This window comes from Actinoplanes sp. SE50/110 (genome assembly GCF_900119315.1).
Lineage (GTDB): Bacteria > Actinomycetota > Actinomycetes > Mycobacteriales > Micromonosporaceae > Actinoplanes.
The window spans coordinates 6447773-6472063 of the sequence record NZ_LT827010.1; the positions used below are offsets into that span (position 1 = coordinate 6447773).

Below are 24291 nucleotides of genomic sequence, written 5' to 3' on the forward strand. Positions count from 1 at the left end.
CCGGAGTTCGGATCGTTCAGCGGTGGGGGCGGTGGCCGGTGCTGGCCGGCTGCGGCGGGACCGGGCGGCGGATCGCCGGTGCCGGGGTGCTCCGGGTTCCGGCGGCGGTGAAGGCCTGCCCGGCGCCGGCTGGCGCCGGGCGTCCCGCCGACGCTGCGCGGGGCATCGGGACGAACGCCGTGCCGGCCGGGCGGGTGCTGCGGACACGGTCGCTGACCTCGCTCCAGCTGAGGTTGGGTTCCTGGGCCCAGGTGGTGCGGTGGCGCGGGTCGTGGCGTGCGGCGTCGTCGATCAGCCGCAGCGCTGCCTCGTTGTCACCGGCGGCGGCCAGGGAACGGATCAAGTCGGCGAACATCTCGGACTGGGCGGTGCGCTGCGCCCGTGCCGTCTGCCGCTGTTCGGGGGTGCGGGTCAGGATGCTGCGGTCGTCGGCCATGACGTCCGCGGCGGCTTGGACCACCGGGGCCAGGCCGAACCGGGCGGTTTCGGCCTGCAGTGCGGTTTGGGCGAGGTGCACGGCGGTGCCGGCGATGCCGTGGCCCTGTGATCCGGCGAAGTACTCGGCGGCCGTGTCGATGACCACGAGGCGGATGTGGGTGAGGTCGGCCGGCTGCATCACCGCCGGAGTGTTCGCGTCAACCTGGTCTTCGGCGTGGGTGGCAGGCGCCGCGATGGCGGCTTCCGGGCTCGGCGCTGATGCCGCCTTGTCGTCTGCCGCCTTGTCGTCGCTGCGGTTCGCGGATGTAGAGGGCTGCGCAGTGCCGACCGGGTCGGGGCCAGCCTGCTCCGCCTTCTGCTGGTCTCGGGCCGCGGCAGGGGGCGGTTCGGTGGCGGCGAGCACGGTCCGCGCCAGCCGGTTGATTGTGCTCTGCATCGCGGGCCGGACGTTTCTGACGTGCGCCCAGATGTCTGCGGCGGTCGCCAGGGCCTTGTCGCGCAGGTTCTCCCACCGGGTTACGAGCTTCTGCCGCTGCTCGGTGAGTTTCTGCCGGGACCGGGTGACGAAGCCGGACAGGCGCTGCTTGGCATCAGCGGCGGCGGTACTCACCGCGGCCAGCCTGCTCGTTTGCTGCGGGGTGAGGATCCGCATCATCCGCTGCCAGTCAGCGGCGTACACGATGGTGCCGTCGTGGCGCTCGAGGCGGGCTGCGCCGGTGTCCGCCCGCACCCGCAGCTGGTCGTTGACGTGGCCGTTGACGACGCCCGTCACTCCGACGGTTGCGTCGGGCGTCATCGACCAGGTGCCGGCGGCGAGGCCGGACTGGACTGCGGTGGCCGCCAGCGCCCACGCAAGCCGGGCCTCCGGCTCCTGCTCGTGCCCGGCCAGGATCGTGCGGGCCTGCTGCCACACGTCCGGCCCGGTGGTGCCCGCCGAGGTCGGCTGCGGTCCGGCCGTGCTGTCAGCATCCGGGGCCGGGGCCGCGATGATCGGGGCATCGGCGCTCGGCGCCGTGGCGGGCCCTGAGAGGGTCGGCGACTCCTCCGGCTCCGGCTGGCTGACGGGCGGGGTGATCGGTGCGCCGTCGTCGGGAGCAGCCGGGTGGACCGGATCCGGGTCGGTTGCCGCCGCTGGTGGGGTGGCCCTCGGGTGCTCGGCGTCCGGGATGTCGGCGGTCATGGTCTCCTCGGCATTCTGTGGGAGCTGGTCGGCGGTGGTCAGGGCAGCCTGGTCGGCGTCCGGTGTCGCCGCTGCTGCCGGGTGCGGTGGCGGCTGCTGGGCTGCGGTGTTCGACGTGGTCGCCGCTGGCGGCATGACGGTCTCGAATAGCGTCGGCTGCCGCTCCCCCGCGGCTGCGGCGACCGGGTCGGTGGCAGGCATGTCGGCGGGAACCAACTGCGCTGTGACATCGGGATTGCCCGTGATAGCAGGCTCGGCGGTGGCACTGGCGGCGTCGGTATCCGGCTGCTCCGGCTCGCCGGCGGCTACGGCGACCGGCGGTAGCGGCTCGGCAGCACGTGGTTCGACCCGGGTGGACGTGTCGGCCAGATCCGGTCCGGGCTTGAGAGCTTGCTGCTGGGGGCCGGCGATGGCGGCGTGGCTGGTCGCTGGTCTGTCCAGCGCGGAACTGGTCACGTAGTCCAGGGAGCCGAGTTGGGTGCGGGTGCGGCCTCGGGTCAGTGCCACGTAGGCCAGGCGCTGGTCTTCTGCCCCCGGGAGCCGGGTCTCGCCGGTGGCTTCATCCAGTTCCGGTTGGGGGAAGTCGGAGGCGATCCGGACGAAGTCCCATTCCAGGCCTTTGGCCTTGTGGGCGGTGCACACGATCACGTCGTAGGCGGGTTTGCCGTCTGGGGTGGTCGCCGTGTCCGGCACCAGGTCGCGGGCCATGTCGAGTAGCTTCTGGGCGCCGCGGGATTCGACCAGGCGCACGAACGCCCGCAGTGGGTGGACGCCGTTCTCCTGGTTCTCGACGGCGTCGACCACGTCGGACCAGGTGGTGAACCCGGCCAGGTCGGGGTGGCTGGTGCGGCGGCCGGCCTGGAGTTTGAGTGCGGCCTTGGCAATGTTCTCGATGACTTTGCTGCCGCCGACCAGTGCCACCTTGCGCTGCTGGTCGAGGGCGTCGAAGACGGCGGCGACGGCGCCGGCGTTGGTGCGGGCCAAGACGGCGTCCGGGTAGGGAACGGGCCCGATGGAGCTGTTGAGGTTCGGGTTGCCCTGCAGCTGCCACCGTGATTCGAGGCTGGTCAGGAGCCGGTTGCCGACTTCGGCGACTGCGGCGCCGAAGCGCCAGGACTGGGTCAGGGGAAGCACTACGTCGGCTGGCCATCGGCTGATCGCGTCGCTGGCCCCGGTGAATCCGTAGATCGACTGCTGGGAGTCACCGACGATGACCACCTGTTTCCCGGCGTTCTGCCGGTCGAGGATGACCTTCTCCATGACCGGCTGCATGTCCTGTGCCTCGTCGAAGAAGATCACGTCGTAGGTGAGGATCGGGTTAGTCAGGGCCCAGATCTTGCGGTAGTCGTCGTGGCAGAACGGCAGCGTGCCCGTGACGCTCGTCTTGTCGACCCAGGCACGGACGGCATGCCGGAATACGACGTCGCGCAGCCGTTTGTTGCCGTGGGCAAGGTGCTCGGGCAGGTGTGCGGTGGACAGCTCCGGGTCAGCGCTCTGCCGGAACGCGTTGATCGTGGCCATCACCGCGCCGGCGATCCGCTCCTTGCTCACCAGTTCGGAGTGCTCGCTGTCGTGCAGGATCAGGTCCTTGATCTGCAGTGGCGTTGCCCACTCGCTCGGCCAGCCGTCGCCATCGACGACCCGGGTGAGCTTCGGTGCGATCGCGTGGGTGCGTAGCCCGGTCCGGGCGAAGTAGTGGCTGGTCTCGGCCTGCACCGTGGGATTGAACTTGGCCTTCGCCTCGTCGGCGATCGCCCGGTTGAACGCGAAGTAGGCGATCCTCTTGCCGGGTGTTGCCTCGGCAAGCGCGACCAGCGTCGACGTTTTGCCGGTGCCGGCGAGCGCTTGCACGGCGATGTTCTTGCCGTCCAGGTACGCCTGCCGGATCGCCTGTTGCTGCTCGCTGAGAGTGATCTTTGGTGTCTTTGGCGCGGGCGGGGCCGGGGTAGCGCGCAGATCAGCCTTGGTGGTGGTGCCGCTCAGCCTCGTCAGGGGATCAGCCAGCCAGCGCCGTACGGTGCGGGCGGCCTCGCTAGCCTGGGCGGTGGTGCCGCGCAGCACCCACTCGCTCTTGTCGCGCCGCAGGGTGAAACGCAGCCGGCCCGGAAAGTTCGCGGGGTCTTTCAGAAAATCACGTAGGGGTGCTTCGGCGGGGCTGCCGGTCGTTCCGGTGACGCGGGCAAAACCATCGTCGGTAATCACCGTGATGTGGTCCCACGCGTGGGTGCCCGCAGCGCGGGGCTCTGGCATCGTCGTCGCCTCCGTGTGAAGGTTCGGGTCGCCGGCGGCCGCCGGGATCGGTGGTGCGGTCTGGGGCGGCTGCGGCTTCGACCGGTCGACGTCCGGCCCGGCCGCCGCCGTGTCGGCGTCGCGTTCGGTGTCGCCCGCAGGTGGTGGTGTCGCCGCTGCGACAGGCGTCCCGGGCCCAGCTCCCGGCGGGGGTTCGGTGGCGGTGGATTGGTCGGCAGCAGGTGCTGCAGGCGTCAACAGCGTCTGATCGCCGGCGGGTAGGGGCATGGTGTCGGCCGCGGTGGGTACGGCAGCGGCTGAGGGAGGCGCGGTCGTATCCGGGGTCGGCATGGGCAGAGCAGCACGGCCCTCAAGCTCGTGGCCAGCTTGACCTGGAGTTTGGTTCCCGGCGGGCTGACCAGCGATGTTGGAGGCCGTGGGCAACGCTTCAGGCGCATCCGGTGCCCGGTCGGGCCCGCCGGATCCCGTCGTGTGTTGCTGACCGTCGGACGGCGGCCTTAGGCCGGGCTCATGGTCGGTTCCGGCTGCGGGTTCGGCTTCAGCGGCTGGGCCCATCGCGGGCTCTGCTGCGGTCGCCGTGTCCCGCTCGATGCGCTGCTCGGTGGGGTTCTGAGCTGGTTCCGAAAGGGGCGTGCTGGGCCGTGGGTCGCTGTCGCGCACGACGACGTTGCGGTTCTGCCGGGTGAATTCGGTCAGCAGTTCATACAGTTTGTTGCGCACCGTCGCGGGGTTCCAGGTACGGCTGGTGACCCGAGCCTTCTTCTTGCCGGACCAGTTCAAGGCGGCCCGGTCACGCACGGCGCGGTCATCGGCGGCATCACCTTGGACGGTCCCGTGCACCTCGACGATGTAGCCGGCCTTCGCCGTGCGGTCGGGAACGAGCTGAATCCACACTCGGTCCTGGCTGTCCCGCGGCAGTTGCTGAGCGCGGTGCTGACGTGCGGCCAGGACCCCGAATCGGTACCGTCCGGCCCGGTCTGCGGGGATCCGCACGCCGCCGACCAGGCCGATGCGAGCACCGGGGTCCGCGGTGGCGACCACACTGTGGTCCGGCCCGTAGATGGTGATCTGCCCGTTCAGGTCGTGCTCGTGATAGCCAGAAACTTCGTCGATCGGTTCCGCCCCGTCCGGGAGCACTCCCCCGGCTGGAGACGCCGGATTGGGGCCAACCGGTTCGGCCGGTGCGGAAACGCGGTCCGGATCAGGTTCGGCCGCCTGCGGGTTGCCGGCTTGCGGGCTGTCCTCGAGCCCCCCGGCGCCCACCGCGGTCGAGGCAGCGTCGGAGGTCGCGGCTTCGGCGTGTTGTGCTGGCTCGCCGTCGAGGGCATATCCGTGGGCGGTGGCCAGGTTCTGGGCGAGCCGGATGCTGTCGGCGTACCCGATTGCGGCAAGGCCAGCAAGGTCTGCGGGGTGGAAGGCGCCGGGCTCGGCGGTGACCGCGACAGGCCACGCCGCAGAGGCGATCGCAACGATGTGTTCGTGTGGTACGTGCAGGATGTCGCCGGAGACGATGTCGTCTGAGCTGTTGACAGCGTCGTAGGCCACGCCGGTGCTGGTGAACTCCCACACCTGCGGTGTCCGCGCTGCCGGTGGACGCAGCAACTGCTCGTCGTCACCCGATGCGGGAGCGTCGGTGGAGACCGACGGCGCGGCAAGCGACATAGTCGACTCGGACACGGCCGGGCCCGCGACCGCTTCCACAACAGGTCCGCCGTCACCCAAAACTGCTGCGGCGGCCTGGTCGGCGGCCGCAGCGTAGCCGCGGCTGAACGCGGCGAATACCTGGTCGGCGCCGGCACCAACCGGCCAGTCCGCCACCAGGGCCAGCGTGCGCGGGTCGGCAGCGGGTGCGGCGGTATCCGCATGCGCGTACGCCTCGCGACCATACTGTTCGGCCTGTGCCAGCACCTCGCCGTCGACCTTCGCGGTGGTTGACGCTGGCTTCTGCTGGCCCCGGCCTAGGCCCGGCGCCGGTGCAGGGTCAGTGCTCGGCGCTGTCAGCATGTCAGCGGATCCAGCGGCTTCGTACAGGTATTCGCTGACGGTGCTGATGAACGCGTCGGCCAGCGGTCCGGGGCGGCCGGTGAGCTTACTGTGGAGGTCGAATCCGTCGTCGCTGAGCTCGTCGCCGGCGACGAGCGAGAGGAGGTCGGCAATCGGTTCCTTCACCGCGAGGTGGAAGTTGTCGTAGTCGTTGGCATGGACTGCTGCGACTGTCCGCGGTTCCCGCGCCAGTGCTTCGACCTGGCTGATCAACCATTGACGCTGACGCTGGGTGATCTCGCGTGCGGTCAGTAGCTGGTCTAGGCGTGCTGCGGCGCCGACGACTCCTCCAGGTTGTGCCCCGGCCGACGTCGATGGTGCCGGGTCGGACAGCGTGGGATCGGTGGGTGCCGCGGCGCGGCCCTGGGCGTAGAGGTGGGGGCCGGCGGCCGCGAGGAACGGACCGCGCAGCGTGTCGTCGTCGAAGTATCTGGTCAGCAAGGACATGCCGTCGGCTAGAGACGGATCGTCGTCAACGGCGCCGGCGGCGACCATCTCGTCGAGTCGCTCGTGCAGGATGTTGGCGATACGGTCGTATGAGTTGGCGTGGGCGAGTGCGCGGATCTGGTCATCGCCGGCGAGCCGGGTGACACTTCGGATCAGCCATTGCTCCTGGTTGACGGGAAGTGCAGCCAGGATCTCCAGCAGGTCTGGCGGGGTGTCGCTGTCGTGCGTGGCCGGCAGCGAGTCGGGCGTGGGCGCGCTGGTGGCTGCCGGTGTCGCTGGCCCGGGACCGGCGGACGGGGCGTTGCGGGCGGGGATGGCTGCAGGCCGGGCAGCATGCGGTTCGGGTGCTGCTTCTGCGGGCTCGGGCGTCGAGACGGTGGTGGGGCTTTCGGGTTCGCCCACGCCGGTTTCCTGGTCGCTTGCGGCGGCCAGCGCCCGGACTTGGGCGTCGAGGGTGTGGAATCGGTGGCGGGCCTCGGCGTGAGCGTCAGCGTGCCGGAACGGTTTGGTGAGTTCTTGTTCGGCGCGTTCGATCTGCTGGTGGCAGCGCTCGGTATCGGTGGTGGTCTTGGTGATGAGGGTGTCGAGGTTGGTAAGCCGGTTCTCCAGCCGGGTCACCAGGTCCGCTTTCGCAAGGTCGGTGGGTAGCAGCGACACCTCGGATTGCGGGACGTCGGCGAGGGAGAGCACGACCTCTATGCCTCGGTCGACGCTGTTGCCGGTCTTGACCCAGACCTCGGCGGTGCGGGCGGTCAGGCTGAGTCCGCCGTACTCGCCGATGGTGGTGTCGGTATCGCGGTAAGCCGGGTCATTGACCGCGAGGCCGAGCACGCCTTTGAGGTGGTCGTTGGCGTCGCGGCGCTTGCCGTGGCGGCGGCCGCGGACCGTCATCGAGAACTGATCCCCGGTGGCGGGCTGTCGCCGGCTGATCGCGGCGGTGGCCTCGGCGACCAGTTGCTCGTTGATGGTGATCGTCTGCCGGTTGCTGCGGACGGTCCATTCCAGCTGTGAGCGGTTGCGGTGGTAGCCGCGCTGCAGCCGTTCGAGGCGGCCGAAGTCGCGTTGCGCTTCAGCGTGCTCGATCAGCAGCGGGTTGCCGGTGGTGGCGGCCTTCATCTCCTCGTACGACAGGGTGGTGTCGCCGATGTCGTCGGCTTCGCGGCCGGCCTGGCCGAGCAGCACCTGGTCGGCCAGACGTGCTTTGTAGGCGACCTTCTGCCAGCGGAACGCGTCCAGGGATCGTTCCACGGAGTACCGCAGGATCCGGATCTCGGGGTTCTGGTTGCCGCGCCGGTCGATGCGGCCTTCGCGCTGCTCGAGGTCGCAGGGCCGCCACGGGCAGTCCAGGTGGTGCAGGGCCAGGAGCCGTTGCTGGACGTTGACGCCGGTGCCCATCTTCTCGGTCGAGCCGATTAGCACGGCGACGCGCCCGTCACGGCAGGCGGCGAACAGTTCGGCGCGTTCCCGGTCGTTGGTCGCGTCGTGGATGAAGCGGACCTTGTCGATCGGCACGCCCTGGTCGGCGAGCAGGCGGCGCAGTTTGGCGTAGGCGTTGAACTTGCCGGGCTTGCCGCTGGGGGTGCCCAGGTCGCAGAACACCATCTGCAGGGCACCCGGGACCGGGTGCGGCTGGCCGTCCGGGCCGCCGTAGACCCGGTCGGCGTTGTCGTGGTAGATCTGCGCGATGTGGTCGGCGGCGACGTCGAGTTTCTGCGGTTCGTCGGTGTCCAGGCCGACCAGGGCCAGGTCGAGGGCAGCCGCCGCACCCTCCCCGACGATCTTGAGGATGTTGTCTTCGCCTTTTTCCGGCCGGCCGCGGCCTTTCAGGTCGGCGGCGCGCTGGACCAGCTCGGCGACCTTGTCGAGCAGCTCGGCGCTGGGCTCCACGATGACCATCTCGGGGGTGCGCTGGCCGTCGGCGCGTTCGGCCAGCGCGGGCCGTTCCAGGTCGAGCTGGTCCTTGGTCTTGACGTCGGCGAAGACCCGGGTGGAGGTGATCAGCTCGTCGAGGTTGACGAACTTGTGCCGGATCTTGTTGCGCAGGCCTCCGCCGTCCGGGGTTACCTCGATGATGGCTTCGCCTTCGGCGAAGGTGGCCAGGAAACTGTCGATGTCGGTGACACCCAGTGCGGCCATCAGGTCGGGGCGCAGGTAGCGGAATTCGGTGTAGAGCTCAACGATCGAGTTGGCGATCGGCGTGCCGGTGGCCCGGGTACCCCAGCGCGGCTGCCGGTCGCGCAGCCAGGCCAGTTTCATGTCCATCTGGGTGGCGCGCTGCGAGCCGGGGATCGTCATGCCCGGCACGTTGGAGACGGTGCGCAGGTTCTTGTCGCGGTGGCTCTCGTCGCGGAACAGGTAGTCGATGCCGGTCAGTTCCCACCAGACGCCGGCGTCCTTGGCATTGTCGAGCCGATTCTTGAGACGTTCTTCGCGGTTGGCGAGTTTCGTCTCAAGCCGTTTGAGGATGGTCTCGTTGCCGTGGGCTTTCGCCTCGGCAACGCGTTCCTTGAGCGCGGCAAGCTCGTTTTCGAGGTAGGCGTGTTCGGCTTCGATGCTCATTGGCAGCATCTCGAACGCCGTCTCGGTGAGGATGACCGCGTCCCAGTCGCCGGTCGCCATGCGTGCCACGGTGCGCCGGCGGATGTCGGCGGTCTTGTCGGCGGTGGTGCCTGTCAGTTCCTCAGCGCCCGCGGCCAGGATCTTGGCCTGGGGGTAGAGCCGGACGAACTCGCGGACCCACTGGTCGATCAGCTGATTAGGGACGATGATCGCCGGTTTGCGGGCCATGCCGAGCCGGCGCAGCTCCATCGCGCCCATGATCATGCTGGCGGTCTTGCCGGCGCCGACACTGTGGTAGAGCCCGACGCCCGGTTCGTGGAGGATCCGGGCGACCGCGGTCTTCTGGTGCGGGTCCGGCAGGAACGCGGTCGCCAGGCCGGGCAGCGACATCTCGGTGCCCGAGTAGTCCCGCGGCACGTACCGGCGGAACAGGTCGTTGTATCTGGCGACCAGCGTCGCGGCGCGCTCCGGATCCTCCCACACCCAGTCGGCGAAGCGTTCGCGGATCTCGACGGCTTTGTCGATCGCCTCCATGGTTGCGTCGAGGTTGACGACCTGCCGTTTGTCGCCGTCGCGCTTGATGGTGTCCTTGATGACGATGTCGCGTTGTTCCAGGATGTTCTGGGCGATCTCGGTGGCCGGCCGGCGCTCGGTGCCCCAGGTTGAGCGGGCAGCCACCGTGTCGGTGCGGCTCGAGGTGACCGACCACATGACCCCGCCGCCGTATTCGACTTTGACGGTGGGGTCGTCGAGGATCTCGGTGAGGAACTGCTGGATGTAGGAGGCGCCGATCCACGGCGCGTCCATCTTGATGGTGATCTCATCCGGGCTCAGATCGCGGGGAACGGCCTCGGTCAGCGCGGTGACGTTGACCAGGTAGATCGGGTCCTCGTCGGCCGCGGCCGCGGCGATCGCGAGTTTGGTCTTCACGTCGCCGGACAGGTACGCGGCGGCCAGTTCCAGGCGTCGAGCAGCCGGGTCGTCGAAGACCAGGGTGCCAAGCGCGGTGCGGGCCTGCTCCGGGGTGACGCCGAGCAGCCAGCCGATGACGTCGAGGCGGACCTCGCCGTGCTCGTCGAGGCAGATCGCCAGCGCTTCGGCCGGGGTGTCGGCGCCCAGCCGCGGCGCGCGGCGGGCGACGACGCGCTGGGTGAAGATGTCGGCCTTGGTTGCGGTCTGCGTCTCGGCGTCGAAGATTTCCAGGGCGAGCACGACCGGCGCGAACGGGTCGGCGCGGAACCGGCTCACGGCGGGCGGCCGCTGGCGGCGCATGATCGGCTCGCCGGTCTCTTCGTCGACGGCCGGGACCATCTTGTCGGTGGCTTTGTCCTTGCGCAGCGCCGGCACGTCGGTGAACCGGTTGATCGCCTCGTACCGGCCGGTGTACGCGTGGTAGCGGCGATCCAGCTCGGTGCGCAGCTGGTCGATGTCGGCGGAGTTGTCGAGGCTGGCCGCTTCTGCTTCCAGCAGCGCGACGGCGGTGTCGCGCAGTTGCAGCAGCGCGCGTAGTTCAGCGGCGTGGGCCTTGGGGACGGTGTAGGACTCCCACTGGCCGTCGTCGAGCCGGCTGAAGGTGCCGTCGTCGTTGGCGCGCAGGAATCCGTCCGGGCGATGCACGCTGCGCGGCAGTGCCGCCGCGGGCGGCGCGGGAGCGGGCTCGTGCCGGGTGCTCATCGTCAGCCCGAGGGTTTGCGCCTCAGCAGCGATCGCGGCGAGCGCGTCACGCAGCTGGTCGGGGGCGGCTGCGGGGTCGCCGGTCACCGTCAGTTCGTCGCCGCGGTAGAGGCCGTCCTTGGCCGCGAGCCGGCCCAGAACCCGCTGTGGCTGCTCGACGAAGTAGTTGTTGACCGGCAGGGTGACGTCGTCGACGTCGACCTGGCGGGTGTACTCCCAGGTGAACGGGGCTGCCGGTTCGTGGTCGCCGCGCCGCCGGAAGATCAGCACGTCCGTGAGGGCGTCGGTGCCGGCAGCTTTCGCGTGGGCGCGGCTGGGAAGCCGCACCGCACCCACCAGGTCGCCCATGGCCTGGATCTCGCGGCGGGCGGCCGGGTTGAGCGCGTCCAGGGTGTAGGCGGAGGTGATGACGGCGACCAGACCGCCGGGCCGGGTGGCGCGCAGGCTCTTGAGGATGAAGTGGTTGTGAATGCTGTGGTTGCCGCCGTTGTCGCGTTTGTCGTGCAGGCGGACGGCGCCGAATGGCACGTTGCCGATGGTCAGGTCGACACCGCCGGTGGCCACCCGGGTGTCGGCGAACGACTCGGCCAGGATTGTGGCGTGCGGATACAGGGCGGCGGCGATCGCCGCGGTGCTCGGGTCCAGTTCGACCCCGGTCAGCGTCGCCGCGTCCGGGGCGAAGGCCAGAAAGTTGCCGGATCCGCAGCCCGGTTCGAGGACCTGCCCGCCAGCGAAGCCCAGGTCGGTCACCGCGTCCCAGATGACCTGCACCAGTGCTGCGTCGGTGTAGTGGGCGTTGATGACGGTGCGCTTCGCCGCGGCCATCTCACGCTCGTCGAGCAGCTGCGCGAGCTCCTGGCGCACCCACGCGTACTGGGGCTTCTGGTCGTCCAGGGCGGCCGGGATCGCGCCCCAGCCGGACCAGCGAGCCAGGATCGCCTGTTCGTCGCTGGTTGCGGGCCGCTGCTCTGCTTGGACGGCGCGCAGGGTGCGCAGCGCGGCCAGGTTCGCCCGGATCCGGGCGAGCTCGCCGCTCGGCGCCAGGTCGTGCTGGCCGCCCGGCCGGAACCGCGGCGGTTGCCCGCCGGCGGCCGGGCCGGTCAGGTCGTGGTGGTCTCCTGCGGCGGCAGCATGTCCCGCATCACCGCGTCCTCGGCGTTCGTCCGTGCCATGTTGATCCGGCCCAGCTTGGCCATGAAGCTCTCCCCCGGCGGATCCTGCCCGGCCAGCGAATCCGTCAAGTTCTGAATCTGTGCCGCCGCGCTCTCTCCTTGCTCGGCGAAGAAGGTCTCCGGGGCGCTGAGCTGTGCGTACTGGATCGGCAGGTACTTCTGCCAGTGCTGCTCGATCTGTCGACCGTATTGGTTCACGCCCTGCCCTCTCGTCGGATGATTGCTGCGGTTGTCCGCCCCACAGCATGGCAAATAGGTCTTGCTGGCCGTCCGGGCTGTGATTGGTGACAGCACCGGAGGTCTGCTGTGGTGTGCTGACCGGGCCCGGCCGGCGCTCGATGGTGAATGTTGCGTCGCTCGCTGGCACGTGCACGGCGATGACCCGCGACGGACCATCGATGCCGAGCGCCGCGGCCTGCTGGTCGTCGATGCGCATCTGCGCGGTGACGGTGGTGGTCAGCCCGGTGCGGTCGGGACTGTCCGGCTTGATCCATTGCAGGGTGCCGGTGACGGTGTGGTGTTCGCCGTCGACCAGGCCGGTAACGGTGCCGTGCGCGCCGGAGGGGGTGAGTTGCAGCGGGGTGGGGCCAGCCGGGTCGGGACCGGTCCACCGGTTCTCGGCCACCGCGGCGTCAATGAGTTCTTGCCGCAGGACGGGCACGGCGTGCCGTTGCCCCCACGAGGAGGTCAGGTGTCGCAGCATGGTCGCGGCTGCGTTGTCGCCCGTGAACGGATGGTCGACGTCGGGCAGGAGCCAGCCCGGCCCGGAAGTCGTCGTCACCGGTTGCAGCGTGCGGCCCTGCAGGGCGAGCGCGGCGATAACCCGGTCCAGCGGGCTGGGCAGCTGCCACGGATAGGTCCCTCCGGGCATGCCCGCCGGCGCGGACAGCACAGTTGCCTGTTCATCGGGGGCGACGGCGATCTCTACGCCTGTCAGGGCGCTCGGACGGTCAGCGAGGGTGACCAGCGCGTGCCTACCGGGTACCCAGCCCGCCCAGCCGTCGTAGTGGTGTTGCACGTCAACGAGGTAGCCGGCCAACGTCGTGGTGCGTCCGTCGGGTAGCAGGCCGGTCACCTGCACGTAGGCGCTGGTGGCAACCTCGTCGATAGGCGCGCGGCCGAGCTGCTCGGTATTCGGGACAGTTTGCAGGCGGTTGATCGCCGCCGGGTAGTCGGCGGGAGGGGCGTCGACCGCCAGTCCCGGGGCTACCTGGCGGGGTTGAGCTGCCACCTCGCGCGCAGACCGGGCCGGGGCGGCCGGCGGCAGGACTCGTCTCCGGTCGGTGGTGTCGGATGGGCGAACGGTGGCCCATGCGGCTGCGGCAGCGGCCTCGTTTTCGCGGCTGGCGGCTTCCTCCAGCGCTTGATGTTCAGGGTCGTGCTGGTGCGGATCGTCGTAGGTGGTGTGGGTGGCCTGCTGCTGTGCGTAGGCGTCCTCCAGCCGTTGGACCGTGGTGTGGGGCAGCCGGTCCCGGGCGATGTGGGCGCGGATTTCTGGCCAGGTGGCGGTGAATAGTTCCTGCTTGCCGGTCTCGTCTGCGGTGAGCCGGAACCCCTCGGGGGTGAGGTGTGCCCAGCGGACCCTATTGGTGCCTCGCGGGCGAAGGGTGCCTCCGTCGTTGGGATTCGGCTGGAAGCCGGGGTATGTGGCGGCCCATGCGCTCACGATGGTGTCGGCATACGTGGCTTCGCTGACGCCGATGGCCCAGGTCACCTGACGACGGTCGCTGCCCGGCCCGGCGGTGGCCATGATCTCGTCGGCTTCCGCCTGCAGGTACAACGGGTGCTGTTCCTGCTCAGCTCGGGCGAGCAGGGTGAACATCACTGTTGGGTTGTGGTGACGGACGGCCCTGTTGGTGGGCACGTGCCACCAGGACCAGGCGGCGTCGGCGTTGATGAACGGGCCGGTCACCATCGCTCGGCCGGCGTCACGGTGCACGACGATCCCGTACACCATGCCCAGCACGTCGCCGGCGCGTTCCAGTGCGGCGATTTGGTCGGGGCTCAGGTCGACGAAGCTGCTGGGTATCGACGGTTCGCCGGTCTCAAGGTCCAAGGCTGACGGGTTACTCCGGCGTGCCCGGTCGACGCCGAATGCCGGGTCGTCTATACGTGGCATCGGGGCTGGGGTGGTGCGGCCGTCCTGCCGCAGGTCGGTGACCGGCCAGGAATGCTCGTCCCAGCTCGGGCTATACATGGGGTGTGCTGCTTCGGCATGGGCCAGCCACATCGACCGTGTGGCCCGCATGCTCGGCAGGTCGCCGCGGACGGTGTCGCAGTCGGGGATCGGGCAGGCCCAGGAGTAGTCGCCGCGGCCTTTGCGGACGGCCGGATAGCCGAGCGCGTATCGGCGGGCGTCGTCCTCCACCACTGGCTGCGCCAGCCGCGGGTTCCCGATCTCGGCGAGCAGTTTGTCGAGGGCTGGGCCGCGGTTGACGGCGACGGCCTGGATCTGCTGGCGTCGTGCGGCCGCCGTGTCTTCGATGTTGTGCGGGTCGACGGCTGGTACCAGCTGTTCCGGGCTGCCGGCGGCGGTGGTGGCCATCGGCTGGTGGGGATCCGATACGGGGGCCTTCGCCGGGGGTGTGGTCAGGTCAGAGGGCTGCTCGGCGGATCCTAGGGTTGGCGCCGCGGCGGTGTACTGCTGCGGTGGGGTGGCGTCTACCGTGGGCGCCTGATCACGCTGGGCAGGTCGGCCTTGGAGGTCTGCTGCCTGCTTGGCGGTACCCGGCGGCGCCGGGTCAAGGTGGCCGGCTACCGCGGCCGGAGCCGCGGATCCGGCCGCGACGGGGCTGGGCTCCGGCTGGCCGATGCCCGGTACGGCAGGCGGGGACGCCGCGCGTTGTCGCTTGGCGACGAACTGTCGCAGGCGTTCCCAGGTGTTGTTGCCGTTCGGCCGGTGGGTCGGGTCGAGTAGCTCGCCGCGCTCGAGCAGGGCGAGCGTGCGCGTGAAGTCGCCGGCGGCGTAGGCCGCGTCGATGGCGGCGAGGATGCGGGTCACGGCGCCGGTGCGATCGCGGGCGGCCGCTGTCCGCTTGTCGTCGGTGTCCAGGTCCATCAGCTCGGGCCGGCGTTCCAGGATTTCGCGGGCCGCGGCGGCGACGCGTTTCCACCGGTCACCGGCCCCGATGTCGGCAAGGCCGGCGGATTCGCCGATGTACCGGGCGACCGCACCCGGGCTTCGGCCGATTCCTGGCGTGCCGGCGTATCGCCCGGCGTTGTCTTCCACCGCGACCCGGATCCGGGCCTGCTGCACGGCATCGAACTCGGCGAGTACCCCGCTGGTCGCCACCGGCGCCGGCATGGGCGGGTCCGCCTCGGCCGCAGCATGCTGCGTGCTGCCGTCGATCACTGGTGCCGGGCTCGTGGCGTCCGGCTCGGCGGCGGCCTGCGACGCATGGACCTCCCCGCCCGGGGTGGCTGCCGGCTGCGGGATGCCGATAGCGGGTAGTTCGGGGGCGGGGTTGGCCGTCGGGGCTTCAGTTGCCGGCTCATCGTGACCGCCGCAGTCAAGCCCTGGGATCGTGGGCCGCGGTGTGTCCGCCGGCGTCGGCTCGGCGTGCTGGTCGGGGTTGGCGGGGGTGCTGGTCTGCACGGCGGCCAGTTCGCGGGCGGCCACTTTGCCGCGTAGCTCGTTCCAGGTGTATCTCCCTGCCCCGTGCTGGTATCCGGGATAGATCTGCTGGCCCTGGTCAATCCGGTAGTAGGCGGCGGCGTAGTCACCGGCCGTCATCGCCGTTCCCGCGGCGGCGGCGTGCTCGGCGCACTGCCGGGTCCGCTGCTCGGCGTGCGTTGCGATCTGCTGCGGGGTGCGGGTCAGGATCTGCTCGCGGTCCTGGGCTTGCCGGGCGTATTCCTCGACCGCTTCCCAGACCAGCCGGAATCCGTACCGGGCGTCCAGGTCGCGCAGGTGGCCCTCGGTGACGTAGCGGCCGATCGCGGCGTAGTCGATGCTCCCCGAGCCGGGCTGCAGCATCGGGTTGCGCCGGTAGGTAGGGCCGTGGGCCTCGACGGCGACGCGCAGCTCGGCTTGGGCAACCGGGGACAGTAAGGCGAGCCGGGACACGCCGTCGGCCAGGACGGTGGCGGCGGCGTTGACCTCGGCGATCCGCTCCCGGATCCGGTGCGCGCGTTCCCGGTCGCGGAGGACCGTGCCCGCGGCGAGCGCGTCGAGGCTCGGGTCGGTCACCGGCGCGCCGGTGACTGGGTCTTTCCATACGAGGACGTCCTCGACCGCCAGGCCGACGCCGACCGTCACCACGGTGTCGGGCTGCACAGTCACCGTCCTGGTGAGGCCCTCGCCGTCGGGGTAGGCCGACAAGGTGAGGGCGCTGCCGGTGCGCTCGGCGACGTATCCGGCGATCGGCCGGGCACGGTCGCCGCTGGTGTCGGTCGTGGTGATGTAGTCGTTGAGCTGTATCTGCTCGACGGTCCGCGGCGCAGGGTCGGTCACGGCGTTCTCTCCTGACGGCTAAGGGCGTTCACGCCGGAGTCGGGGGTTGCTGCGGGCGTCCGTAGGCAGCGGTGGACAGCACGGATCCGTCATCTGATGAAATGCGACGGTTCATTCGACGGAGATATGCACGTGGTTGGTGTGCCAGCCGCTGGGATCGTTGCCGGCGATCGTCTGGTAGGGCTGCCAGCTGCCGGTCCGCCGGGTCCAGATCCGCCGGAACCAGATCACGTATTTGAGACCGAGCCGGTCGGCGTTGGCGACGGCCCAGGCCGCCATCGCGTCGCCCCGGGCTTTCTCGGCTCCGGTGGCTTCACCGCCGGAGGTCATCATGAAGTCACAGGCCCGACCGAGCGGGTGCTCGCCTTCGCTGCGCTGATCCCAGCAGCTGGGTGCCGGGAAGCCGGCAGCGCGGGTCTGTTGGACCAGGTGCAGGGTGCGGGGCGTCAGGCAGCCGCGGCCGGTGGTCGGATCGGGCCGGATGCTGCAGGGTTCCGGCGGATAGGAGCCGTCGGGATTGCGGAACACTGCATCGGCGGTGCCGCCGGCGGCGGCGCAGCCGAACCCGGCGCCGCTGCTGCCGGTGACCGTGGTGACGAGCCGTTCGGCGTCGGGCTGCCATTTGGCGTACGCGTCCGGGTAGGCGCTGCGCTGCACCGCCTGCGCGGCGCGGGTCAGGGTCATCGTCTGCCAGCCGTCGACCCGCAGCAGGTGCTGGTAGAACTGGGTGGCCGCGTACTCCGGCTGCATGATCTGCGCGGGGGTTCCCCAGCCCTGGCTCGGGCGTTGCTGGAACAGCCCGAGCGAGTCGTGGTCGTTGTGGGCGCCGAGGTCGCCGAGGTTGCGCAGGCTCGATTCCTGCATGGCGGTGGCGACCGCGATCACCCAGCCGTAGCGGGGTATCCGCAGCCGGCTGCCGACGGCCACGATCGTGCTCGCGTTGCCTACCTGCTCGTTGTCCCACGCAGTGCTCGCGGTCGCGGTGGTGGACGAGCTGGCTCCGGTTGGCAGACTCACCATGCAGGAGGCGCCGGTAGCGGCGACGCCAGCTATCCCAATGCCGAGCAGCATGCACGGGGCCAGCAGCAGGGCGGCTCCGGCGGCGGCAACCCACATTGAGGATCGGCTGCTCATCGCGGGCCTGCCGACCTTGCGAGCGGGCCGGGAATCAGGGATCCCGACGGGGCGGAACAGCCGGCAGCAGTCGACGGCAATGCCGACCCGGTGCGGCACATGATCACGGTCATGAGGGCACGCTCGCAGCCGGGTAGCAGCGTTACCGCTGCTGCCGGCGGCTGGTAGCGCGACCGTAGCGGCGGTAGCGGCAGCGGCGATACCAGCGACAACACCCCCTGCCGAATGTGGTCGGTGCTCGTCCCGCTCGGGGACGGCACGACCGCTTGCAGGAGTTGAAAGTGAACGCTCAGTTGGTGCTCGACCACGTCCTGGCCGCCGGCAATGTCCCGGACACCCCGGTGAAGCCGGTCCCCGGCCTGGAGACCCTCGGACCGCAGATCGTCGGCTACATGAAGTGGATCCTGATCCTTTGCGGGGTCGGTGGCCTGGTGGCCTGCGGGATCATGATGACCGTCGGCCGGCGTAACCGGTCCGCGATGGCCTCTGACGGCGCCGCCGGCATTCCGTGGGTCATCGGCGGGCTGATGCTCGGCGGCATGTCCGCCGTCATCGTCGGCGCCTTCCTGTAGGCGCTCGTCCCGGCCCTCGGCCGCCACCTTCGGATGCCGCGGATGGCGCCGCGCGCCTGCGCCGTGATTGGTGCAGGCAGGACGCCGGCCACCGTGCATCCCTTGTCAAGGGACTCATCGTTATGGATTTCGTGCTCGACTACTTGATGGGTGAGGCCGCTAAGGGCCTGGCCTATCTCGCCGGGTCGCTGGCCGCCTGGATCCTGACCACCTCCGCGAATATCTGCCCCACCAACGGCGCCGATCCGGCCAGCTGGGATCCGAACTGGGCGCAGAACTGCAACAGCACCGCATCGGCCGCCCAGAGCATCCAGCATCTGATGCTGCCGCTGACCGGGCTGACGCTCACTATTGGCCTGATCTGGCAGGCAATCATGATGGTGGTGACCCGTAAGGGCGAACCGCTGCTGCAGGCCGGCCGCGGGCTGATCAGCACCGTGCTGTGGGGCGGCCTGAGCTTGGCCGTCGCGCATCTGCTGCTCAAGGCCAGCGACGGATTCTGCGTCTGGGTGATCGACGAAAGCATTCCCGGCGACGGGGCACCGAACGAGAAGCTGCAGCACCTGCTGACCTCGATGGTTGCCGATTCACCTGAGGTGACGGGCATGGCCGGCTTCTTCATTTCCGTGATCATGATTCTGTTCCTGATCGCGCTGGTCGTCATGATGACTTTCCGCACCGCCGGGGTGATCCTGTTGGCCGGGACGACCCAGTTCGCCGCGGCCGGGAAGACCACCGGGATCACCAGCGGCTGGTTGAACCGCAACCTCAGCTGGTCGGCGGCGTTGATCGCCTACAAGCCTGCCGTCGTGCTGATCTTCGCTGCGGACGCGAAGCTGCTGCAGAGCGACTCGGGCCGGGACAGGTTCACCGGCCTGGCCATGCTGATCGTCAGCATCGTCGCGATGCCTGCGCTGATGAAGTTCTTTACCCACTTCACCGGGCAGATGTCCAGCGGTGGCGGCGGCCTGGCCACCGCGGCCTCCGGCGGCGCGTCCGCGTTGCACGCCGCGGCGTCGATGCGCAGCCTGGGCGGTGGTAGCGCCGCCGAACACGCCCGCTACCTGGACAGCAACGGCCCGGGCAAACCCGCGCCGAGCGGTGCCGCGCCCGCGCCGAGCCCGATGCCCATGTCCGCCGGGCCGGCGGCCGGGGCGGCGGGGGCGGCCGGGACTGCGGGGGCGCGGACGGCGGCGACTACGGTTGCGCCGGCCGCTGCGGCAGGTCCCGCCGGTGCGACGGTCGCGGCGGGGGCGATGGCGGTGCAGGCGGCCGGGGCCGCGGCCCGGTCCGTCGGCAACACCGCGCAGTCGGCCACCAGCCCGGGCGGTGACCGGTGACCGCCGAACCGGTGCGCACGTATGCGGGGTGGCGCCGGTCCAGGGGCATGGGCCTTTTCGGGCTCGGATCGGTGCAGACCGTGGTGGTGCTCGGCGCGGTCGTCACGATGGTGATTTCCGGGTCGCTGAGCCTGGGTCTGCTGGCGGTGACCGCACCACCCGCCCTGATCGTGGTCATCGTGATGGTCGCCCGCTGGGATGGGGTTTCACTGGCGGCCGGGATCGCGCAGCGGGTGCGGTGGCAGGCCGGGTCCCGGCGCGGCTACACCCGCTACCACAGCGGCCCGGCCGTTACCGGGGACCACGGATGGCAGCTGCCTGGGGTGCTGGCTGCCACCCGGCTCTTGGCGGTCGACGATCCCGGCGGTGACTTCGGGGTCGTGCACCATCAGCGGCTGGGCACCATGGCCGTCACGCTGCGCTGCGCGGCCACCTCGACCTGGCTGGCGGACGCGTCGACGACCGACACGTGGGTGGCCTCATGGGGTGGCTGGCTCGCCAACCTCGGCTACCTGCCGATGATCGACCACGTCGCGGTCACCGTAGACACCTGCCCCGACCAGGGTTCCCGGCTCGCCGAGCACGTCGGGCGGCGGATCATGCCGCACAGCCCGGCCTCCGCCCAGCGGGTCCTGCGCCGCCTGGTGGAGGTGTCCCCGGCCGCGGCCGCCGACGTCGAAACCCGGGTGACGATCACGTTCCGGCCGGCCGCGTCCCCGGCCCGGCCGCGCACCATCGACGAGGCACTGCAGGAGATCGCCCGGACCCTGCCAGGTCTGCAGGACGCGCTCGGCAGTTGCGGGCTGACCGTGCTGGGCCGGGCCACCACGGCGCAACTGGCCGCGACCGTGCGCGGCGCGTTCGACCCGGCCGCCCGCGCCGACCTGGCCCGGCTGTCCCCGCTGGATCTGGACCGGTGGGTCGACTGGAGCAGCTGCGGGCCGGTGTTCGCCGAGGAGCACATCGACCGGTACGTCCACGACTCCGGCGTCAGCGTCTCTTGGGCGTGGCATGAGGCTCCCCGCCAGTCGGTGCACGCCGACGTCCTGGCCCGGCTGATGGCCCCGGGCGCCTACCCGCGCCGGGTCACCCTGCTGTATCGGCCGCTGCCGGCCGGGGAAGCCGCCCGGGCCGTCGAGTCCGAGGTCAACGCGGCTGTGTTCCGGGCCGCCTACAACCGGGCGAAGCGCCGCGACGAAACCGCCCGGGACCTGGCCGACCGGGAACGGGCGCAGCAGACCGCCCGGGAGGAAGCCGTCGGCGCCGGCGTGGGCCTGCTGAGCCTGTGGGTCACCACCACCGTCCTGGATCCGGACGACCTGGGCCGGGCCGTCGCCGACGTCGAGTCCCGCGCCGACATCGCCAAGATCCGGCTCCGCCGGCAGCGGGCCGCGCAGTCCACCGGCTTCGCCGCCACTCTGCCGTGCGGCATTTGCCCGCCGCAGCTGGCCCGGCAATGGCCGCGCTGACCGCCCCTTCCTTCCCGCGCCACCAGTCCGCTTGATCGGAGATGTCATGGGCGTCCTGTCGAGCTTCACCCAGCGCCTGCGGGCGCGTTTCGCGCCAGCCACACCCACCCACACCGATCGGGGTGCCGCGCTACTGCCGGGCGCCGGCCGCGCCGAGCCGCACGACACCACCCTGGCCGACCTGCTGGCCCGATCTGCCCGCACCACCGAAAGACTGACCGACCTCGACCCCGACAACGCCGGCCGCTCGGACCGGCAGATCGCGATGCTGCGCTCCCTGTCGCACGTCTATTACACCCGCGCCGGATACTTTCTGCCCGGCCCGGGCCCGGCTACCGCCTTCACCCCACCGGTCCGCAGGCTGCTGCAGGCCATGACGATCGCCGCAGACCGGCGGGAACAGGCAGCGCTGCTGGCCCAGACCGCCAGCACGCTGGCGGCTGCCGACCCGCACGACCCCGCGCTGACCGCAGTAGCACAGCTACGCGCCCACCTGCCCGCACCGAACGCGGCCCCGTTGGCCGGGACGGTACGTCCGCAGCTACGCCCCGCCGGGCAGGGTTTCCCGCCGCTGCACCCGCGGGCCTCGTTCGCGGCCGCCGGTGTCGCGCTCGGCCGGGCCGCGACCCGCCCGGCCATGGGACGGTCCCGGTGAGCCGCGCCCCCAGCGGCTACCGGGCCGGCGGCCGCAACGGCATGGTGCACGTCCTCAACCAGCGCACTACCACGACCCTTCAGCAGCTGGCCGGCGCGGGCACCGACCTGAACCGGGCGCTGGCCCTGGCCGAACTCGCCCACATCCATCGGCGACTGGCCGTTGCGCAGCCTAAGCGAGCCGCCGCCCGCACCCTGCAGGCCGACCTGCTGCAGACGCTCGCCGAGCTGTACTACGCGCGCAACGAGCCGCCCCTGGTCCCCGACGGCTGGCCGGTCGGCTACGCACCGGATGTGCTGATGGCGGGCCTGCGCGACATGGTGCAGACCGACAACCTGGGCTTTCACCGCACCAGCCTGCTGCTGATCCGCGACTCGCTCAGCCGGCGTGATCCGCGGTCCGCGGTGCTCGCGACGGTGGCCGACGCCCTGGCTCCGAGTGGCCCGGCCGATCCCGTGCCGGGTCAGGCCTACCACAGCGGGCAGGCATTCCCTCGGCTGCGGCCGGCACCCGGGACGGCACCGGCCGTGATACCGAGCCCGGCGGCCGGCTGCATCCCGCAGCGGCGCGCCCGATGAGCGAGCTGCGGTTCCGGATCGACGACGGGCCGCTGCGCGGCTGGTCCGGCACCCACTACAGCGCGGCCATCGGCCTGCGACTGCTGTCGCAGACGATCACCGTGCATCCGCCGAACCTGCCCGACAGCGCGCCGGGCAGTCCCCGGGTGTCCCTGAGCCTGCACCTGGAGCCGGGTGACCCGCAGTGGGAGGTCATGCGGATCTTCGGCCGCACCCAGCAAAACACCCCCACCGCCCGGCAGATCCGGGAGATCGCCCTGGGCCTGCTACTACCCCGTGTACAGGCGCAACTGGCGGTCCGGGACGGCTGGCTGATGAGCCGGGCATCGTCGATCACTGCGGGCATCAGCGGCCAGCTGGCCGACCTGACCGGACCGGCGAGCACCGTGCAGGTGGCCGCGGCCGATTCGTTTCGCCGCCACCGGTCCGGCATATCGCTCGGGGACCGGATGAACCGCGATGGGCTGACCGCTACCTTCGCCTGGCTGCTGCAACAGTCCTGGCGGCAGGCGCTGCCGGCCGGGCAAGACCGCACGGCGTGGACCGCCGCCACCGACACGTTCCTGCGCACCCCGCTACCCGGCCAGCCGCACGTCGGGCAGATCGTGCTGACCTTCCGCAACGGCACCGGCGACGGCCTTCGTCACCGGGTCGCCGACACGCTCCACGAGGCGACCATCATGGCGGGCTCGTACCGGCCGTTCAACAACACCGCGGTCACCGCCGAGCAGGTCGTCGCCATCGACCACGGCCTGCCGATCATCCGGCCCATCACCCTGGATCCGGCCGACAGCCCCAAGCGGGCGCAACCCACCGCGACCGCGTTCCCTCGCCCCGCCGTCATCGTCCCGGGGACCCCCGGGACACGGCCAGCGGTCGCGCCGCCGTCCCGGCCCGCACCCACACCGGGACCCCGGCGATGACCGCTATCCCGGCCGCGTTCGCCGTGAACCGGGAGCTGGCGTTCCTGACCGACCACGGTGTGCAGGCCAAACAGGTCCCGGCCGGGTCGTGGACGCTCACCGTCCACCCGGCCGCCGGCCGCTGGATGGCGTCCCTGCGCCCCTACCCGGACGACGGCGTGGCCCGCCCGCAATTCGTGCTGGTCGCCGCCGCCGAGCCCGGCCCGGTCCGGGCCGCCGCCCGGCAGTGGCAGATCTCCGCGAACACCCTGGCCCTGCACCACGACCGGATCCGCACCGGCACCCGGAGTCCGGCGGCCACGGCGTTCCCGCCGCTGGCCCCGACACCGCACCGGGCACCGCAAGCACCGGCCGCCGCCAGCCAGCACCCGCTCGGGAGGACCCGATGATCGGCTCGTACACCATCACCGACGACGGCCCCCACCACGGCTGGCGATTCGAGACAGACTCGCACTCGTTCCAGTTCGAAACCACCAGCCGAACCGTCGCGTTCGGCAACCCGCCCCGGCAGGCCGAGGTCCTCAACGCCCACTTCACCCTCGCCGTCACCGTGCCGCGCGGCGACCCGCAGTGGGAGCTGTTCACCGCCGCCGACAACAGCCGCAACCGGCAACTACGCGCCACCCTGCCCGCGCTGGTCCTACCCCGCCTGCACGCCGCCTTGCTCGACCCCGCCGTGACCTGGAAGACCGGCGACCGCCAGGTCACCGATAACCCGGGCGGCCACGCCACCCTGCCCGACAGGTCATGGGTGGAGATCACCGCCTGGATGCCGCCGCCGTACCGGTACACCGACCGGGACCAAGCCGACGCCCGCCGGCTGCTGCATCCGTCGCTGAGCCTGCCGCAACGCCGCGACGCCGCGTTCGCCTGGATCCGCGAGCACGTGCCCCGCATCCCGGGCCTGCCCGGCCCCGATTACGACCCGGGCGCCGCCGACACCCTGCTGCGCCAGATCGAAGCCTCCAAGGTCGGCCGGATCGAAGTGGACTTCGCCAACGCGATTAGCGAACGCGGCCGGGAAACCTACACCGTGGCCACCGTCGAGGAAGCCCGCAAGTTGGCCGCCGAGCACCGGCCGTACAACAACACCCGGGTCAGCGCATCGCGGATCGTCGGCTGGCGCAACGGAACCACCTACACCGAAACCGTCGACCTGACCAGTCGGCCCACGTCCAGCGCGGCCGCCGCGTTCCCGGCCCGCGCCGTCCCCTTCCCCGCGCCGGCCAGCATGCCCGCCGGGTTGCCGCCGGCAACCGGCCCGGGCCAGCAGCGGCACCGCGCCCGGTAGCGCCCGCCAGGCACCGCTACCGGGCAGCGCGACCGGCAACGACGGCGGCAACACCCGCCTGATGACCTACCGCCTGCTCACCTTCGACACCCCGTTCACTGCCTGAGGAGGCA

At 70.9% G+C, this 24291-nt stretch carries 10 protein-coding genes; 8 read left to right on the plus strand and 2 right to left on the minus strand.

Going from position 1 to position 24291, the window contains the following annotated elements:
* Positions 1-16: 16 nt before the first annotated feature.
* Together ACSP50_RS29175 and ACSP50_RS44300 are read right to left on the minus strand one after the other, a co-directional pair.
* On the minus strand, positions 17-16216 hold the full coding sequence (locus ACSP50_RS29175) for an AAA family ATPase (RefSeq protein ID WP_014692885.1): 16200 nt from the start codon (positions 16214-16216) through the stop codon (positions 17-19).
* Between the two features lie 111 nt (positions 16217-16327).
* Positions 16328-17236: a hypothetical protein gene (locus tag ACSP50_RS44300; RefSeq protein WP_231956742.1), complete on the minus strand. Its 909-nt coding sequence runs from the start codon at positions 17234-17236 to the stop codon at positions 16328-16330.
* A 395-nt stretch (positions 17237-17631) separates the two neighbouring features.
* Here ACSP50_RS44300 and ACSP50_RS29185 point away from each other — a divergent pair, with 395 nt between their 5' ends.
* The 8 genes from ACSP50_RS29185 to ACSP50_RS29220 all read left to right on the plus strand — a co-directional run bounded on the left by ACSP50_RS29185 (position 17632) and on the right by ACSP50_RS29220 (position 24178).
* Positions 17632-17922: a hypothetical protein gene (locus ACSP50_RS29185; protein ID WP_014692887.1), complete on the plus strand. Its 291-nt coding sequence runs from the start codon at positions 17632-17634 to the stop codon at positions 17920-17922.
* A 122-nt stretch (positions 17923-18044) separates the two neighbouring features.
* Positions 18045-19262: a hypothetical protein gene (locus ACSP50_RS29190; protein ID WP_014692888.1), complete on the plus strand. Its 1218-nt coding sequence runs from the start codon at positions 18045-18047 to the stop codon at positions 19260-19262.
* A gap of 47 nt (positions 19263-19309) precedes the next feature.
* On the plus strand, positions 19310-20731 hold the full coding sequence (locus ACSP50_RS29195; protein WP_063714093.1) for an SCO6880 family protein: 1422 nt from the start codon (positions 19310-19312) through the stop codon (positions 20729-20731).
* Positions 20732-20777: 46 nt separating this feature from the next.
* Positions 20778-21386 carry a hypothetical protein gene (locus ACSP50_RS29200; RefSeq protein ID WP_014692890.1) on the plus strand — a complete coding sequence of 203 codons (609 nt, stop codon included), beginning with the start codon at positions 20778-20780 and terminating at the stop codon, positions 21384-21386.
* Positions 21383-21964 (plus strand): hypothetical protein, encoded by a 582-nt coding sequence (locus tag ACSP50_RS29205; protein ID WP_014692891.1) that lies wholly within the window; start codon positions 21383-21385, stop codon positions 21962-21964. Before ACSP50_RS29200 ends, ACSP50_RS29205 begins: the two co-directional genes overlap by 4 nt.
* Positions 21961-22887 carry a hypothetical protein gene (locus tag ACSP50_RS29210; protein WP_014692892.1) on the plus strand — a complete coding sequence of 309 codons (927 nt, stop codon included), beginning with the start codon at positions 21961-21963 and terminating at the stop codon, positions 22885-22887. Before ACSP50_RS29205 ends, ACSP50_RS29210 begins: the two co-directional genes overlap by 4 nt.
* Positions 22884-23276: a hypothetical protein gene (locus tag ACSP50_RS29215; protein WP_014692893.1), complete on the plus strand. Its 393-nt coding sequence runs from the start codon at positions 22884-22886 to the stop codon at positions 23274-23276. Before ACSP50_RS29210 ends, ACSP50_RS29215 begins: the two co-directional genes overlap by 4 nt.
* A complete protein-coding gene (locus ACSP50_RS29220; protein WP_014692894.1) occupies positions 23273-24178 on the plus strand; it encodes a hypothetical protein in 906 nt (301 codons plus the stop codon). Before ACSP50_RS29215 ends, ACSP50_RS29220 begins: the two co-directional genes overlap by 4 nt.
* Positions 24179-24291: the final 113 nt, after the last annotated feature.